Raw genomic sequence first — 18,651 nt, forward strand, 5'->3', positions numbered from 1 at the left:
TGGTTCAAAAAATATTGTAAAGTAACTGATTATTTTGTAATTGTCATTATAAATCAGCAGTGATATAATACTTTGTACATTAAATTTGATATATGGAGGTATACATAATGGGTAAATTAGATGGAAAAGTTGCTATAATTACTGGTTCTACTTCCGGTATGGGCAGAGATACTGCATATCTTTTTGCTGAAGAAGGCGCTAAGGTTGTTATCACTGGAAGAAATGAAGAGAGAGCTAAGGCTGCAGTTGAGAAGATTAAGGCTGCAGGTGGCGAAGCAATCTATGTAGTTGCTGATACCACAGATCTTTCAAGTGCACAGAAGATTTTTGATGCTACTATGGAAGCATATGGCACTGTTGATATTCTTATTAACAATGCAGGTCAGCTAAGCATAACACCTTTCATGGAGCTTACTATGGAAGAATGGAATCAGGTTGTCAATGTTAATGTTACTATAGCAATTCTTCTTGGTCAGCTTTGTGCAAAGGTTATGAAGGAGAAGGGCAAAGGTCACATCATCAATATCTCTTCAATAGCAGGTACTTCAGCTCGTTGGGGACTCACTGCATACTGCACAACAAAACATGCTATGGTAGGTCTTACAAAGGCTATGGCAAGAGAACTGGGACCAGAAATCCATGTAAATGGTATCTGCCCAGGCGCTATTCATACTGCTATGCTTGACTCCGTTGGCGGAGTAGATGCTGTTGGCGGCATGATTCAAATGTCTCCTCTTAAGAGAGTTGGTCAGGGAAGCGAAATCGCTTCAGCTTGCTTATTCCTTGCTACTGATGAGTCCTCCTTCATCGATGGACAGCTAATCAGTGTTGATGGTGGAGTAGACTGTTAATATAAACTTATAAGCAGATAACTGCTATCCGTTTTCGAATAATGTAATTCCAGCCGTCTGCGTATCCATTTACTCACGCAGACGGCTTTTACTTCAGTTTTATTATTCTGTACCAGAGCTTAACAAGGTGTACACTAATATGCACTGGCCAATGGTTCTGCAAAACTTGAAATTATATAGCTTTTATGATAAAACTTATTTATAAATATCCAGAGTAATTCAGCAGCAAAACTGTTTGAAATAATTGAGGGGAAATAGCAGAATTACGGGACTGGATCAGCAGGATCAATGACTGCTGAAGCGGTTCCGTATTTTATGTTGGACGAAATAAGATGGAATAAAAAATCAAACTTATACATGCAAAAGCATAAATGAGAATATTAAGTTACCAATGGAAAAAGGTGATTTAAGTGTATAATCGGAAGTTGCTTTTGATCCTAATAATAGCCACATTCCTTATGGCAAGTTGCTCCAACCATTTCTCTAATTCTCGTCCGAAAGCACAACAAGGTATAATGGACTTAACTCAAATTCAATTTGAAAATCATGTTATTCAATTGGATGGGGAATGGGAATTTTACTGGAATCAACTCATTGATCCCAATGAAATAGATAATGGTATGATAACAGGGTATATAGATGTTCCTAGTTCTTGGAATCATTACAAGACAGAGAAAATTGCTATTTCAGGAGATGGTTATGCAACCTATCGACTTACATTTTTGACAGATAAAAAAGAAAGGTTAGCTTTAAAGATACCCAGGATGCATACTGCATACAAATTATGGGTTAATGGAGAGTTGATGGGAAGATCGGGTATTGTTGGAACAACAAAAAATACAATGACACCTCAGTATCTTCCTCAAGTTGCTTTTTTTGAAGCAAATAAAGGGAAAAATGAGGTAGTAATTCAGGTTTCAAATTTCTATCATCGAAGTGGTGGAATATTGGAAAGCATAAAGCTTGGCAGTGAAAAGCAAATACTTGGATTGAGGTACAAAAAAATAGCATATAACATCTTCTTATTTGGATGTTTAATGTGTATGGGAACATATCATCTTGCTTTATTTATATTCAGAAAAAAGAACACCTCTGCACTTTACTTTGGAACATTTTGCATATTAATCGGAATAAGAACTTTGTTGGTTGGAGAATGCTTTTTAATATATCTATTCCCGCAATTTAATTGGGAGATTTATCATAAGATAATGACTCTCACATACTATTTGGGGGTACCTATAATATGGATGTATTTCCGGTCGGTTTTCCCAACATATTTTAATGTGCGTATATTAAAAGTGGCCCAAATGATTGGAACGGTTTTTGGAGCTCTTGTTATATTAACTCCTGCAAGGATATTTACAGTTGTAAATCCTTTATATCAGATATGGACCATTATTGCCATGATATATTTATCTACTGTATTTATTAAAATTTCTGCCAACAAGGAGAAGGATAGTTGGTTTATTGTATTAGGTGCTTCAGCTTTTTTATTATCTACCTTAAATGATATTATTTTTGTTAGTGTATGGATGAATGATAGTGGGAGTATTTTCTTGAAAACTATGTTCAGAACAGGTGACCTTAGCTCTACAGGGTTATTAGTTTTCGCTTTTGCAAACTCTCTATTGCTGGCAAAGAAGTTTTCCAAATCCTTGGAGCAAGAAGAAATTATTACAGCAAAGCTAACTGAAGTGAATAAGAATCTTGACAAAATAGTATTGCATCGTACCGAAGCATTGGTTAAGGCAAATGAAAAAATAGAACAGCAGAAACTTGAACTTGAAAAAGCAAACCGAAAACTAAAAGATCTATCATTAAGAGATCCCTTAACAGAGTTATGGAATAGAAGAAAATATGACGAAAGCATAAAGTTGGAATGGGAAAGGTGCTTAAAATATAAGAGACCAATTGCTTTAATAATTATGGATGTTGATTATTTCAAAGAATACAATGATTATTATGGACACCTGGCGGGTGACAAGTGTCTGATTAAGGTTGGACAAACCGTAATGAGTTCATTATCGGGCTCAAACCACATGGTAGCTCGCTACGGTGGCGAAGAATTTATCGTGATACTGCCTGATACAGATAAAGAAGAAGCAGTTAAGATTGCAGATATGTTAAGACAAAATATTGAGGCATTGCACATTTTCCATGAGCAGTCACTTGCGAGCAATTATGTCACTGTAAGCCTAGGCGTTAGTTGTACCATCCCAGACATTAACATCTCATATGAAGATTTGTTTAGGGCGGCAGATATGGCTTTATATCAATCAAAAGATGGTGGCAGAAATCAAGTAAATTTTTGCACGATTAAATCCTGATCCAAAGAGTTTTGTTGTGTCATTAACAAGTGAATCAAATAGAGATGGATATGGATTGGCATTATCCTATTCAGATGGAGGATAGGATAGTGTCAATTTTTTTGGTGAATTTATTAGAGTAATTTGGCATGAAAATAGTAAGTTTTAACCAAGTGTTTCATCTATAACTTAAAGAAAAGTAGATTTTCACGTTAAACATATTGAAAAATTATGGATAAAATATTATATTTGAATAGGGATAAAAATGTCAGAATAAGTAGAATAATGATAAGTTATGTCGAATTGTATTATACATATTAATTTGGAATGAAGGTGAATAGGAATGAAGAGAGTATTGATTGTGGATGATGCCGCATTTATGAGGTTAGCTATTAAAACAATCTTAGAGAAAAATGGTTTTGAAGTAGTTGGAGAAGCAAAAAACGGTATCGAAGGTATTCAGAAATTCAAGGAATTACAGCCGGATATAGTAACAATGGATATAACTATGCCTGATATGTCAGGAATAGAAGCTCTAAAAGCTATTCATGCTATTAGTCCCAATGCTAACGTGGTAATGCTGTCAGCTATGGGACAGGAGGTAATGGTAAAGGAGGCCATAATGAGTGGCGCAAAATCCTTTGTTGTAAAACCATTTAAAGAGGAACATTTAATTAAAACATTAGAAAAAATTGCAAACAGTTGATTATGGTTCACATTAATTGCCGTAGATTACTAAAATGGAGGTAAATATGACAGATTTCAACACAAACGATACAATGGTGGAAATGTTTCTTTTTGAAACTGCCCAATTGCTGGAGCAGCTTGAACAGGTTATTTTGTCAAGTGATATGAATAATTATTATTCGGAAGAGAACATAAACGAAGTTTTCAGAATTATGCATACCATAAAAGGTTCTTCAGCTATGATGATGTACAATGAAATATCTGTTTTATCTCATGCAATAGAGGACCTGTTTTTTTATTTGAGAGAGGAGAATCCGGAGCAAAACTTTTGTTCTTCATTAAATGATTTAATTCTTGACTGTGTTGATTTCATAAAAGTTGAGCTGGAGAAAATCAGGAATCATGATGATGTTGATGGCGATGCAACTAACCTGGTCAATAAAATTAAAGATTTTCTTTCAGAACTGAAGAAAAATAGTGGTTCCAATGTATCAAATGAACATTATGAGGTAGAAAAAGTCAATTTATTTAAGGCTGTTATATTCTTTGAAGAAGGTTGTGAGATGGAGAACATAAGAGCATATTCAGTGATTCATAACCTTAAGAAAGTTGCTAGTAAAGTTATATATTACCCTCAGAATATTTTGGATGATGATGGAAGTGTTGAAGTAATACGCCGTGAAGGATTCAAGATTCATCTAAAAACAGATAAAACAAAAGATGAAGTATATAACCATTTAATGGATACGGTTTTTTTAAGAGAGTTGGAGTTTGCAGAGATTGATGAAGAAACATTCTCTGAAGGATTTGATAAAGAAGTATTTGATTATTCATCTTCAGAAATATCTTTACAAGATGCAAATTATGAAGAAGAAAACAATAACCAAGAAGGCAATATTCTTCATAAGCCAGATGAAAATGTGAAAGATAGCCAAGAGGAAGAAAAGTTACATACTGATATGAGGAAGATAAATCTTGAGGAGGAAAAAAAGCAACCTAATGCAGAGAATCATAATGTAATGCCAACCCAAAACATTATAAGTGTCAGTGTTGCCAAGTTAGACAAGCTTATGGATCTGGTAGGCGAGCTGGTTATTGCAGAGGCTATGGTATTGCAAAATCCTGATTTGGAAGGGTTGGAATTGGACAATTTTCAAAAGTCTGCAAGACAGCTCAGTAAAATAACTGATGAGATACAGGACATGGTAATGTCAGTAAGAATGATACCTTTATCCGCTACTTTCCAGAGAATGAATCGCATCGTCAGAGATATGTGCAGAAAACTGAACAAGGAGATTCAACTAGAGATAAAAGGCGAAGAGACAGAAGTTGATAAGAACATCATAGAGCGTATAACGGATCCTTTGATGCATTTGGTGAGAAACGCAGTAGACCACGGAATAGAAACAGCAGATGAAAGGCAGCTAAAGGGAAAACCTAAACATGGAACAATTACATTGGAAGCCAAAAATGTGAGCAGTGATGTACATATTATTGTCAGAGATGACGGAAGAGGGTTAGATAAAAATAAGATACTGAGAAAGGCCAGACAAAACGGGCTAATTACTATGGATGAAGCAGATATGTCTGATTCTGAAATATATAAACTCGTATTGTTGCCAGGTTTTTCAACCAATGAAAATGTGACTGAGTTTTCAGGTCGTGGAGTAGGCATGGATGTGGTGGCAAAGAACATTGAGTCCATAGGGGGTAGTATCTCAATTCAAAGCGAGGAAAATAAAGGAACTCAAATGACTTTGAAAATACCACTGACATTGGCTATTATTGACGGTATGAATCTGAAGGTAGGAAAATCCACTTTCACTATACCTACTATTACTATAAAGGAATCATTCAGAACTAATAAAGAGAGCATAATTGTAGATCCGGACGGTAATGAAATGATTATGGTTAGGGGAGAATGTTATCCCATCATAAGGTTAAATGAGTTTTTTAAGGTGGAAACTGATGTAACAGACATATCTGATGGTATCATAACCATGGTTTCACAGGATGGCAATGCCATATGCGTCTTTGCTGACAGATTATTAGGCCAGCAGCAGGTAGTAGTAAAATCTTTGCCTGAATATATCAAGAGATTTAAGCACATTAAAGGTATTGCAGGATGTACATTGCTAGGCGATGGGAGTATAAGTCTTATCTTGGATATAGCAAGCTTAATTCATATAAAATAATTTGCACATAGGGACATCATATTTGTATTAAAAAAGGAGGCAGTAAGATGACTGACATTGAAATTAACGTGATGGAAGAGGAAGATACACAGAAAGGAAGATACCTGATATTTTCCATTGATAGTGAAAGTTACGGTATCGAGATACAATATGTAACCGAAATAATCGGGATTCAGACCATCACAGAGGTGCCGGAGCTACCTGATTATATAAAGGGAATCACCAATTTGAGAGGAAAGATTATCCCTGTTATGGATGTTAGGCTTCGCTTCAGAAAAGAGGCCAAGGAATATAATGATCGAACCTGCATCATAGTTATAGATATTATGGGGATGTCTGTTGGACTTATTGTAGATGGAGTAACAGAGGTAGTCACCATAACGGATATTTCTCAATTGCCACAGATGAATCAGAGAAATCAAAACCGTTATGTTAAAAATATAGGTAAAATCGGTAATGAAGTAAGATTGCTGTTGGATTGTGAAAAATTATTGACAGATGAAGATATTGATAATTTGAATGAGGTCATGTAATGAGAAATTTTGACAACATGGAGGGGATAGCATGAAATGGTATAGAAATCAAAGAATATCAGTAAAGTTAATAATGGGCTTTTTTATTGTGGCTTTCATAACAGGCTTGATGGGAATAATAGGATTATATAACTTAGGGGTCATAAGTGATAATGCTGAATATTTATATAATTATGCAACAGTACCTATAAAACAGGTATCCAGTGCACTAAATCTATATCAGGAAAATCGTGTTGAAACTCGCAATTTGGTGCTTATAGAATCAGAAAAGGAGACTGATGAAGCAATCAATGGCATCAAACAAAGAACAGATGAGATTGAGCAAATAATGGCTGAATACGAGAAAACTATACAGACTGAGACAGGAAGATCATATTATGAAGCTTTTACTACTGCATATGAAGCTTATCTTCCAATTCTAAATGATATAATTGAATTAGTACAGGATGGAAAAAGAGAAGAGGCATATGCTGTACTATTTAGTGACGGAATGAGGGAGATAGCAAATAATGTTCAGACTGGCTTACAAGGACTAATAGATACAAGGGCTAAAAATGGCGGAATACAGTATGAAAAGGTAATTAGTGTATACAAGACCACCAGGATAACAACAGTAACTTTAGCAGTCGTAAGCGTAACTCTTGCAATAGTATTGGGATTAATAATATCAACAGTTATAAGCAAGCCAATAAACCAAATGGTTGAGATTGCGGATAAACTGGCATTAGGAGATATAAATGTCGATATTGAAGATACATATAATGATGAGACAGGGAAATTAGCTAAGGCTTTTAATGCTCTGGCTAATTCAATAAAAGAGCAAACACGTTTGGCAGAGAGGATGGCAGAAGGTGATTTCTCCATATCTGTTGATATTCGTTCGGAAAACGATGTCCTGGGAAAAGCGCTAAATGTAATGATAAGCAATATTAATGAGCTAATGGGGAATGTTGCAATTTCTGCTGAACAGGTTGCTACTGGATCAAAGCAAATATCTGATTCCAGCATGGTTCTTTCCGAAGGTTCTACTGAACAGGCCACTTCTATAGAAGAACTTACTGCTTCTTTGGAAGAGATTTCATCACAGACAGAGAATAATGCAAATAATGCAAATAAAGCCAATGAATTGACAAGGGCAGTCAAAGCTAATGCTGATCGAGGTAATGAGCAAATGAAGCAAATGCTTAAGGCCATGGAGGAAATCAATATCTCCTCAAACAGTATAAATAAAATCATAAAAGTGATCGATGATATTGCTTTCCAAACCAATATACTTGCGCTAAATGCAGCAGTGGAAGCTGCCCGGGCAGGACAATATGGAAAAGGCTTTGCCGTAGTTGCAGAAGAAGTAAGGACTTTGGCTGCAAAATCAGCAGATGCGGCAAAAGAGACAACTGAGCTCATTGAGAATTCAATCAGCAAGGTAAATGAAGGAACAAAAATAGCTAGTGAAACAGCCGATTCTCTAAGTAGTATTGTTAATGAAATAGATAAGGTATATGAGCTTATCAATAATATAGCAACGGCCTCCAATGAACAAGCTGCTGGAATCAGTCAAATAAGTCAAGGCATTGTTCAGGTTTCAAATGTTGTTCAGACAAATTCTTCAACAGCAGAAGAAACCGCTGCTGCCAGTGAAGAGCTTGCAAATCAGGCTGAACTACTGCAGAATTTCATAAGTAAATTCAAGTTAAAAAAGACTAATATAAGTAAAAATGGCATCAGCAAATTAAACCCCGAAATCCTTGATATGATTGAATCAATAGTAAAAACCAATAAAGATGCTAATAATGACAACGATAAATCTGTTGATGGGAGGCCAAGCATCATATTGAATGATAGTGAGTTTGGGAAATATTAATTAAGGAATATTATATAACTAAATAGTTAGGTGGGTTTAAACTATGATTACAATTACAAAAAATGAATTTAAAAGATTGGCAGAATACATAGAAAATAATTATGGTATTCGTTTGAAAGAGGAAAAAAAGTCCCTTGTAATCAATAGATTATATCATGAATTGGTTAATAGTAATTGTAAAAACTTCACCGAGTATTATGAATATATCCTTTCTGATAAGTCTGGTAAGGCTATAACAACACTAATCAATAAAATAACAACCAATCATACATTTTTTATGAGGGAAGCAGATCATTTCCAATATTTCAGGGATAAAGTGCTTCCCTATCTTTCTACAACGGTAAAAGATAAGGATTTAAGGATATGGAGTGCTGGATGCTCATCTGGTCAAGAACCCTATACTCTTGCCATGATAATAGATGATTATTTTAAGAATGATAAAATACAGTGGGATACGAAAATACTTGCCACGGATATTTCAAGTAAAGTACTTAATGAAGCCATTAATGGAGTATATAACAAGGATGAAATAGAGTCTTTGCCATCACTATGGAGATTGAATTATTTTCAAAAGCTTGATAACGGAAGCTATATGATAATTGATGAGATTAAGCAAGAAGTAATCTATAGAAAATTTAATCTTATGGAGAAGACTTTCCCCTTTCGCAAAAAATTACATGTTATTTTTTGCCGTAATGTCATGATCTATTTTGATCATAAGACTAAGATTGAGCTTGTTAAGAAATTCTATGATATCATGGAGTATGGAGGATATTTATTTATCGGACATACTGAATCAATACCTCGTAACGAAACAGGATTTAAGTATGTTATGCCATCAGTCTACAGGAAGGTATGAAGTTGGGATTAAAGCAAAAAGAGGTGATTACATGAGAATCAAAAGAACTATAAGAGTATTAGTAGTTGATGATAGCGTTGTTTTTCGGGAATTGCTATCTAGGGGTATCTCATCGGAGCCAGGAATAGAAGTGGTAGCTACAGCAAAAGATCCCTTTGATGCAAGAGATAAGATATTGCAGTTTGAGCCTGATGTAATGACTTGTGATGTGGAAATGCCAAAGATGAACGGCATAGAGTTCATACGCAGGCTCATTCCACAATATCCTATACCTGTTATTGTTGTAAGCTCAGTAAGTAGCGCTGTTTTTGAAGCCATGGATGCAGGTGCAGTTGATTTTGTAGTTAAACCATATATGGGGGAGAAAAAAAGTCTGGAACGTTTTATCTATGATATGATTGAGAAAATAAAGATTGCTTCGACTGCAAAGATAGTTCAAAATGCAGCAAAAAGCAGCGTATATTCCAATAGTGTAAATGAGAGTTTTGATGCAAGCAAAATAATTGCCATAGGAGCTTCTACAGGAGGAACGGAAGCTATATCCAAAATATTAAAAAACATGCCGGCTAAAATACCCGGAATGGTAATAGTTCAACATATACCACCTGTATTTTCAAGGCTTTTTGCCGAAAGATTGAATACTTCAACTAATCTAAATGTAAAAGAAGCACAAAATGGAGATTATGTTGAACAGGGGAAGGTGCTTATAGCGCCAGGAGATAAACATATGAGAATAAGAAAGATATCAGGCAGATATAGAGTAGAGTGCTTTAAAGGTGACAAGGTAAATGGACATTGCCCATCGGTTGATGTATTGTTTGAGTCTGTTGCTAAGGTAGCAGGAAAAGATGCTGTAGGAGTTATCCTTACCGGAATGGGTTATGATGGAGCCAAAGGGTTATTGGCAATGAAAAGAAACGGAGCACAAACAATTGGTCAGGATGAAAATTCATCCGTAGTTTATGGTATGCCAAAAGTTGCTTACAATATTGGTGCGGTCAGCAAGCAAGTATCATTGGATAAGATAGCAGCTTCTATACTGGAGATGTTGAAATAAATCAATTCATCAGATACATCCTTTCTAATTTAATCTTCTTATAATATTCAGATAGAATTCAGATATTGAACAATTGCACTTCAGTTTCATGGATTAGAATAAAGCCATCTCAAAGAAAAGGGGCATGTGAAATGAACAAATTCCATGGCAGACACGAACTGAAGCATTATATAAATTATGCCGATGTAATAGAGCTTAGATCAAGGCTCCCTTTTGTAGCTAGACCCGATGAAAACTCCTTGGACGGAAAAGGATATCGGGTCAAAAGTCTTTATTTTGACAATTATAACGACAAAGTATTAAGGGAAAAGTTAGATAGCGTAAAAGAGCGTGAAAAATTTCGCTTGCGATTATATAATAACGACACATCTTTTATACGCCTTGAGAAAAAGAGCAAAAAAAGCGGCATTTGTTTTAAGGAAAGTGCTTTCATATCAGAGGATGAATGCAGGCGAATACTGGATGGTGACTTTGTTGTATTAAAGGAAAAAGGAAATCCCCTGTGCTTGGAACTTTATGCAAAAATGTATTATCAGCAGCTTAGGCCGAAAAACATTGTAGATTATTTTCGTGAGGCTTACGTTTATCCAATAGGTAATGTAAGGGTTACTATGGATTATGATATTCGCACAAGCCAAAGCATACATGATTTTTTGAAAGAAGAACCTGTTTCCATACCCATTTCGGGAGTTTATATTCTGGAAGTGAAGTATGACAACTTCTTGCCAGAGATTATACGTGGCATAGTGTCTCTTTCCAGCAGAAGGAGCACTTCATTTTCTAAATATGTGTCAGCAAGAATTATATAAATAGGAGGCAAATTAGGATGACTTTTAAAGATGTTTTCAAATCTAGCTTTCTGGAAAAAGCAGCAGAGTTTTCTATTTTGGATGTGGCCCTTGCAATGCTTCTTTCATTTGCTATTGGATTGTTCATATTCTATGTTTATAAAAAAACCTTTGCGGGGGTTATGTACTCAGCGTCATTTGGTGTTTCCATAATGGCCATGACCATGATCACAACCCTTATTATTTTGGCAGTAACATCAAACCTTGTTTTGTCCCTTGGTATGGTAGGCGCTTTGTCTATTGTTCGTTTTAGAACAGCTGTTAAAGAACCCCTTGATATTGCATTTCTGTTTTGGGCAATTTCAGCAGGTATTGTCATAGGATCAGGATTGATTCCACTTTCCATAGTCGGGTCAGTATTCATTGGTATTATGTTGCTTATTTTTGTCAATAAGAAAAGCAACGATACACCATATATAATAGTGCTCAATCTCGAAAGCGATGAAGCTGAAAATCATTGCATGAAAATGATAAAAAACAAGACAAAGAAAAGTTTAATCAAAGCAAAAACTGTTTCTCAAAACGGCATAGAGCTTACTGTTGAAGTACGACTTCTGGATATGTCAGCAAAGCTTCTAAATGAATTGCTAACAATAAATGGAGTTAAAAATGCTTGCCTTGTAAGTTACAATGGTGAATATGCAAACTAAGCATGAGGAAACCGAGGTGAAAACATGATAAAAAGTGATAAAATAAATATAATTGTTGCAGTTGCTGTAGTTTTCGCCTTGATGGTAAGCATTGCTCTTGTTGGAATTGGCAATATGCAAGGGAAAAACAGCAATGTGAAAACCGAGCCGGAATATGCCACTAAGATTTTTGGGTCAGATATAATTTCTATTGAGATAATTGCAGATGAAGATGATTGGCAGGAAATGCTGGATAACGCAATAAATGAGCAATATATCATGGCTGATGTGATTGTTAACGGTGTGAAATTTCAAAATGTAGGTATTCGTCCAAAGGGAAATTCCAGCTTAACTCAGGTGGCAAGTTCTGATAGCAAACGATATAGCTTTCGATTGCAATTTGACGAATATATTAAGGGACAAACATGCTTTGGACTTGAGAGCTTTGTCGTCAATAATATGATTGGAGATAATACCTATATGAAGGAATATGTCTCCTATGACCTTATGAGCGAAATAGGAGTGAATGCTCCCTATTTTGGTTATGCAGATATAAAAGTTAATGGTGAGAGTTGGGGGTTGTACCTAGCAGTGGAGCTGTATAATGACAGCTATGAGCAGCGGGTTTTTGGAGATACATCAGGAATGCTTTATAATGTGAAAAGCATTGATATGAATGGTGATGGTGGAAATCCTCCTGGAAGACCAGTAGAAAATGCTCCAAACATGCCTGACATGCAAGATGACGAAACGAAAATGCCCTTTGGTGGACAATCTCAGCAAAGCAAAGGTTTTCAACAAGAACCTGACAATAAAGGAAATCAATCTTTCATACCATTAGATGTGGACTCAATTCCGAATCCTAAATCACCGTTTGATTCAGATAATGCTGATTCCTCAGAAAAAAACTCTCCGGAAAGAATGGATGGTTATGGAAAAGATATGGATAGAAATTTAAAAGGAAAGGGTGGACCGGGCAATTCGGGGGGTAGTCTTGAATATGTAGATGATAACACAGAAAGTTATAGTGCTATTTTTAACAATGTTGTAGGAAAAGGAACGGAAAAGGATTTTCTGCGGGTTGTTAAAGCTATTAAGGCGCTTTCGAAAGGTGAAGATCTTGAAACCTATTTTGATGTTGACAGGATTCTGCGTTATTTGGCAGCCCATACTATTGTTGTAAACTTGGATAGCTATAACTCCAGTATGGCACAAAATTACTACATCTATGAGCGTGATGGTCAGGTTATAATTTTGCCATGGGATTATAACCTTGCTTGGGGCGGATTTCAAAGTAGCAGTGCATCCTCTGTGATCAACTTCCCCATTGATACCCCGGTAAGTGGTGTTGAAATGTCAAGCCGCCCGTTGCTAGAAAAGTTGTTGGCAAATAGTCAATATTTAGAGTTATATCACAGCTATTTGCAGCAGTTGATAGATAATTATTTTGCCAACGGTAAGTTTGAACAAAAAGTTAATGAGATTGATGCTCTGATTTCAGAATATGTAAAAAATGATGCAACTGCATTTTGCACCTATGAGGAGTACAAGACCGCTGTATCTACCTTTATTGCACTTGGCAATCTACGAGCACAAAGTGTGCAGGGTCAGCTTGACGGTACAATACCATCAACCACAGCAGAACAAAATGCAAATCCAACTCAGTTAATATCAGCAGGAGATTTGAAGCTATCTGATCTAGGCAGTATGAAGGGCGGAAGGAAAGGAAATAATATGGATTTTTCGAGAGTAATAAGAGATGAGCAGTTTGGCAGTATGCTCCAAAGTGGTGATCAAAGGATTCATCCTGATGATAATGGCAAGATGATACAGGAAATACAAAAAAATGATGTAGTGAATTCTCAGGGTTTGAACTTTTCATCGGATAAAGAGTTAGCGCGTAATAGCTTAGTCCTCGTAGGCGGGTTAATATTTGTACAAATCGTTGCTATTATATTTGCAGCAAAGTACAAAAAGAGATATTGAGACTGATGCCCCATAATCTTTGCCTTTCGCGGCAGGCTTTTCTATGAGAAAAGAAAATCATAATAAGATGTTGAGAAAGGGATGAACATAAATGGCTAAAATTCTAATATGCGATGATGAAGCAGCGCTTCGTGCAGTAATAAAAAGATACGCCGTCTTTGAAGGTCATGAAGTTATGGATGCAGGAGATGGTATGGAAGCAGTTGAGCTTTGCCGTAACAACATCTTTGATATAATCATCATGGATATTATGATGCCAGAATTAGATGGTTTTTCTGCCGTTAAGGAAATTCGCAAGTTTTCCGACACACCTATAATCATGCTGTCTGCTCGGGGTGAGGAGTATGATAAGGTGTTGGGTTTTGAGCTTGGGGTTGATGATTATGTTGTTAAGCCTTTTTCTTCAAAAGAAATTATGCTCAGAATAGATGCCATTTTGCGTAGAGTAGGTAAAAGCAAGCCTGCAAAGCGGGATGATGAGGGGCATGTTATATTTGAGAAGGATGGACTAAAGGCAGATATGACCGCATATAAGGTTTTCATAGATGGGGTGGAAGTAGATATGGCACCTAAAGAATATGACCTGTTGTTTTTTCTGATACGAAATAAAAATATTGCAGTACCAAGGGAGAAGATAATGACTGAAGTATGGGGCTTTGATTATTGTGGCGATGACAGAACATTGGATACACATATGAAACTGCTGCGCAAGTCTTTAGGTCCATATGCCCATTTCATTAAAACTCTCCGCGGATTGGGGTATCGACTCGATGGATAAGCTTAAGTTAAAATGGAAAATATTCATCTATCTCATAGGCTTTTGTGTCTTATTGCTGGCAATACTATGGATATTTCAGACAATATTCTTAAGTGATATGTATAAGTTAATCCGTAAGAGGGAGATAGAAAAGGCCATCTCATTGGTGGGGAAAAACATAAGCAGCCCGGATCTTCAGAATATCTTATACGAATTGGAAATGAACAAAGAGATAACTGTAAAACCTACAAAAGAGTTTGCGCCACCTATTCGACCTGTTCCTCCTGCTCCTGACAAACATAATCGTGGACCGGAAACCATTACAAAGGTTCACGAGTATGTTTTAGATGATGGTAGTAAGATTTCTTTAACATTTTATGCCATGATAACTCCCGTTGATTCTACCATATCAACCCTTCAAATGCAGCTTTTAATTATAACGGGGATTATGGTGCTTCTTGCAACTATGCTTGCAATCATCATATCGAAACGCATATCAAATCCTATTGAGCAAATTAATGAAAGTGCCAAGGCCCTGGCACTTGGCAATTACGAAACAAAGTTTCATGGTAAGGGATATTTGGAGATAAAAGAATTATCTGATACATTAAATACTGCTGCTACTGAGCTTTCAAAGGTAGAACGGTTGCGTAGGGAGCTGATGGCTAATGTTTCTCACGATTTAAGAACACCTCTAGCTCTGATATACAGTTATGCTGAGATGATGCACGATTTTCCCGATGAAGTCACACCTGAGCAAAGCCAAATAATTATGGATGAGACAAAGCGTCTTACATCCCTTGTAAACGATATGCTTGATATTTCACTCCTTGAGTCAGGCGCATCAAAACTAAATAAGATGAATTACAACCTGACAGAAAGCTTGAGAAAAACTATAAAACGCATGAATGAACTTGTTAAAAATGAGGGCTATAATCTGGATTTTGAGTATAGTGAAGATATTAGCATACTGGCCGATGAAGTAAAGATGACCCAAGTTTTTTATAACCTTTTGCTCAATGCCATCACACATTGTGGTGAAGATAAAACCGTTATTGTACGACAAATCGTCAAAAGAAACTCTGTGAGGATAGAGGTTATCGATCATGGAGAAGGAATAGAAGAAGGTGACTTGCCTTATATATGGGAGCGTTACTATAAAGTTGATAAAAAGCATAAAAGGCCTATTATGGGGACAGGTCTTGGTTTATCTATCGTCAAAACAGTGATTGAAATGCATAATGGCAAATATGGGGTTGAGTCTGAGAAGGGAAAAGGCAGTGTTTTTTGGTTTGAAATTAATTTTGAATAAAAACTATAATAAGATATCCATTTAATTATCTCTCTACCAGAAATTAATAATAGAGATTATCAAGTAGAAGAAAATATTGATAACTAATCCAAATTTTGATATAATCTAACTTGAAACGACAAAACAATTATGTTTTGTCCTTTTTATAATGATAGGAAAGTTTAAATTTTAATTTATACTTTCCGAAAAAGTATTTCAAGAAAGGCTTCCTTGATTGTAATAAATGCTTCCATAAGAAGGCTTTCTTAATAATGCATGGAAAGCATAAATTTATAAGTTCTATGCATTTCAGAAAAGGCTGATTTGTTGCTAAAGTACTTCTAATATAAGCATTTCTTATTTCTATGCTTGGATAGGATGATGATATGAAAAAGATAAGTACAAAAATAATTGCATTATTGGGATTATTAGTGTTTTTTGTATGCTTGGGTCTGGGACTGGTGGCATATATTACATCCTATAACTCACTGGTAGCTGTTTTAAAAGAAACGATGCCGAAAGTTGCCATGGAGGCATCAATAACCATAGAAGATGGAGTACAAAACCAATTTAACAAATTGAATATAATTGCATCATTAGACTATATGAATATATTGAACAATCCTGAAGCAGATAATTCAGCATTAAGGACTATATTATCTGATGAAGTGAAAAGATCAGGACATAAGAAAATGATGTTGATAGGAAAAGATGGACAAGCTTTATGCGATAACGGCACATTTGCAGACATGAGAGGAAATGTCATCTTTGAAAAAGCATTATCGGGAAAGGCAGTTGTTTCGGATCCTATGCTGGACGATAATGGTACAGAAATTATTATGATATATGCTGTCCCAGTAAAAGTTGATGGTGAAATAGCAGGTGTACTCATGGCAATAAGAGATGGCATGGAGTTAAGTGATTTTGCCGGGAGAATTAAGTTTGGAGAGACTGGAGAGGCTTTTATAATAAACAGTCAAGGCCATACTATTGCTCATGCCGATAAAAATCTTCTATCACAAATAATAGCAACTGCAAGGAAAACTGATTCAAGTTCTTCAGCCTCGGTTATTATTAATGAACCTGATACAGTATCTTCAGCAACCATAACAGCTGATACTGTTACTTCTGCCTCTGCTAAAGACCATGAAGATGTTATGGAAGAGAAAACTCCTTCTCAATCGGAACATGAAGAAAATATAAACAGCAAACTGGGCTTTGATGGACTTGGCGATATAAAGCAACAAATGATGAAAGGCAATGCTGATTTTGGAGAATACAAATACAATGGCATTGCAAAAGTGTTAGGTTATGCGCCAATTAAAGCTTATGGTTGGTCCATTGCCGTTGTAATTGATAAAGAAGAAATGCTATCAGGATTATCGGCATTGAAACAAACTTTTTTAATTATATCTTCATTATTTCTAATTGGTGGACTTGTGATTGCCTTCTTAATCGGGAAAAATATTTCAAAGCCTATAACTTACTTGTCACAGGAATGCAATATTATGTCATCTGGAGATTTTTCAAGAGTAGTGGAAGAAAAATATACAAGAAGGCATGACGAAATAGGTGGTCTGGCAAGAGGGTTCAATAATATAAATGTAAAGGTTTCGAAGATAATTAGAAATGTTGTTGAAGAAGCTCACATGGTTGGTAAGGCAATTGAAAATGTCAATGGAAATATGACTGCACTGACTTCTGAGATAGACTTTATGTCTAGTATTATAAATAAGCTATCTTCAAAAATGGATGAAAATTCTGCTATGGCGGAAGAAATGAGTGCTGCTTCCAGCGAAATTGAGGGGGCGATTGATTCCATAGCAAGTAAAACCCAAGATGGTGCGGAATCTGTAGAAGAAGTAAGGATGAGAGCCGAGGAACTTAAAACTATTGTAATAGATTCTCAAAAAAGGGCACAGGAAATTGGATCGAATGTTGCAGTTAAGCTGAGAGAAGCAATAGAGAAATCAAAGAACGTTGAAAAAATAAAGATATTATCTGATGGGATTATAAAAATAGCATCACAAACAAACCTTCTTGCATTAAATGCAGCAATAGAAGCTTCTCAGGCAGGAAGTGCAGGAGCAGGTTTTGCTGTCGTTGCTGGAGAAATACGAAACTTGGCGGAGAATTCAAAGCAAATCGCCAATGAAATTCATAGTGTAACAACACTGGTATTAGAATCAGTTCAGGACCTTGCCGTAAGCGCTGAAGAGGTATTAGAGTTTCTGGATAATAAGGTCGTAAGGGATTATGATATGCTTGTTGTTACAGGGGAGCAATATAGCAATGATGCTCAATTTATCAATGATATGGTAGCAAACCTAAGAGCTAATACGGAACAGCTATATGCTTCTGTTCGAAACATGGTAAAGGCTATTAATGATATAGCAGCAGCATCAGAAGAAGGCGCTACAGAAACTGGAGATTTAGCAAATGAAGCCGCTGCTGTAGTTAGAAGAACAAACGAAGTATTGGAAAAAACCAATGATGTCAATAAAAGTGCAGAAAGATTGTTGGAACTTGTATCAATATTTAAAGTATAAATCGGTTTTCAGCTTCAATTGCTGTGTATATAAGAGAGCGAATATGAAAAGTTTAAAATAGATTCAATAATATGACAATGAAATAGTTACGGTAAAATAGTTCATAAGTTAATGACTTTTCCAATGATGTAATTCTGGAGAAGTCTTTTTTTATAACCCATAGGAAAGTATAATTCTAACTTAATATTAATTTTCAGTAATGGGTTTCAGGAAAGGCGTCTTTGATTGCTATAAAATGCTTC

The 18,651-nt window shown here is 35.8% G+C and carries 14 protein-coding genes; all 14 read left to right on the top strand.

Going from position 1 to position 18,651, the window contains the following annotated elements:
* Positions 1 to 107 precede the first annotated feature (107 nt).
* The 14 genes from BUB48_RS05005 (at position 108) to BUB48_RS05070 (ending at position 18,409) form a co-directional block, all read left to right on the top strand.
* The gene (locus tag BUB48_RS05005; protein WP_073025150.1) at positions 108 to 851 is read left to right on the top strand and encodes an SDR family NAD(P)-dependent oxidoreductase; all 744 of its coding nucleotides are present in this window, start codon (positions 108 to 110) and stop codon (positions 849 to 851) included.
* A gap of 431 nt (positions 852 to 1,282) precedes the next feature.
* The gene (locus BUB48_RS05010; protein WP_242944170.1) at positions 1,283 to 3,178 is read left to right on the top strand and encodes a sensor domain-containing diguanylate cyclase; all 1,896 of its coding nucleotides are present in this window, start codon (positions 1,283 to 1,285) and stop codon (positions 3,176 to 3,178) included.
* 322 nt (positions 3,179 to 3,500) lie between these two features.
* Positions 3,501 to 3,863, top strand: coding sequence for a response regulator (locus BUB48_RS05015; protein WP_073025152.1), 363 nt, complete (start codon positions 3,501 to 3,503; stop codon positions 3,861 to 3,863).
* Between the two features lie 46 nt (positions 3,864 to 3,909).
* Positions 3,910 to 6,039 carry a chemotaxis protein CheA gene (locus BUB48_RS05020; protein WP_073025153.1) on the top strand — a complete coding sequence of 710 codons (2,130 nt, stop codon included), beginning with the start codon at positions 3,910 to 3,912 and terminating at the stop codon, positions 6,037 to 6,039.
* 47 nt (positions 6,040 to 6,086) lie between these two features.
* Entirely contained in the window at positions 6,087 to 6,572 is a 486-nt protein-coding gene (locus tag BUB48_RS05025) for a chemotaxis protein CheW (RefSeq protein WP_073025154.1), read from the top strand.
* A 31-nt stretch (positions 6,573 to 6,603) separates the two neighbouring features.
* Entirely contained in the window at positions 6,604 to 8,433 is a 1,830-nt protein-coding gene (locus tag BUB48_RS05030) for a methyl-accepting chemotaxis protein (protein ID WP_073025155.1), read from the top strand.
* Positions 8,434 to 8,476: 43 nt separating this feature from the next.
* Positions 8,477 to 9,292, top strand: a complete 816-nt coding sequence (locus tag BUB48_RS05035) for a CheR family methyltransferase (RefSeq protein ID WP_073025156.1) — start codon at positions 8,477 to 8,479, stop codon at positions 9,290 to 9,292.
* A 31-nt stretch (positions 9,293 to 9,323) separates the two neighbouring features.
* Positions 9,324 to 10,349 (top strand): protein-glutamate methylesterase/protein-glutamine glutaminase, encoded by a 1,026-nt coding sequence (locus BUB48_RS05040; protein ID WP_073025157.1) that lies wholly within the window; start codon positions 9,324 to 9,326, stop codon positions 10,347 to 10,349.
* 131 nt (positions 10,350 to 10,480) lie between these two features.
* Entirely contained in the window at positions 10,481 to 11,158 is a 678-nt protein-coding gene (locus tag BUB48_RS05045) for a polyphosphate polymerase domain-containing protein (protein WP_073025158.1), read from the top strand.
* A 17-nt stretch (positions 11,159 to 11,175) separates the two neighbouring features.
* A complete protein-coding gene (locus tag BUB48_RS05050; RefSeq protein WP_073025159.1) occupies positions 11,176 to 11,847 on the top strand; it encodes a DUF4956 domain-containing protein in 672 nt (223 codons plus the stop codon).
* A 24-nt stretch (positions 11,848 to 11,871) separates the two neighbouring features.
* Positions 11,872 to 13,812: a CotH kinase family protein gene (locus tag BUB48_RS05055; RefSeq protein WP_073025160.1), complete on the top strand. Its 1,941-nt coding sequence runs from the start codon at positions 11,872 to 11,874 to the stop codon at positions 13,810 to 13,812.
* A gap of 91 nt (positions 13,813 to 13,903) precedes the next feature.
* Positions 13,904 to 14,590: a response regulator transcription factor gene (locus BUB48_RS05060; RefSeq protein ID WP_073025161.1), complete on the top strand. Its 687-nt coding sequence runs from the start codon at positions 13,904 to 13,906 to the stop codon at positions 14,588 to 14,590.
* Entirely contained in the window at positions 14,583 to 15,881 is a 1,299-nt protein-coding gene (locus BUB48_RS05065) for a sensor histidine kinase (RefSeq protein ID WP_073025162.1), read from the top strand. The genes BUB48_RS05060 and BUB48_RS05065 overlap by 8 nt, the downstream gene beginning before the upstream one ends.
* Positions 15,882 to 16,246: 365 nt before the next feature.
* A complete protein-coding gene (locus BUB48_RS05070; protein ID WP_073025163.1) occupies positions 16,247 to 18,409 on the top strand; it encodes a methyl-accepting chemotaxis protein in 2,163 nt (720 codons plus the stop codon).
* Positions 18,410 to 18,651 lie beyond the last annotated feature (242 nt).

Origin of the sequence: Lutispora thermophila DSM 19022 (assembly GCF_900142105.1) — a bacterium.
GTDB lineage: Bacteria > Bacillota > Clostridia > Lutisporales > Lutisporaceae > Lutispora > Lutispora thermophila.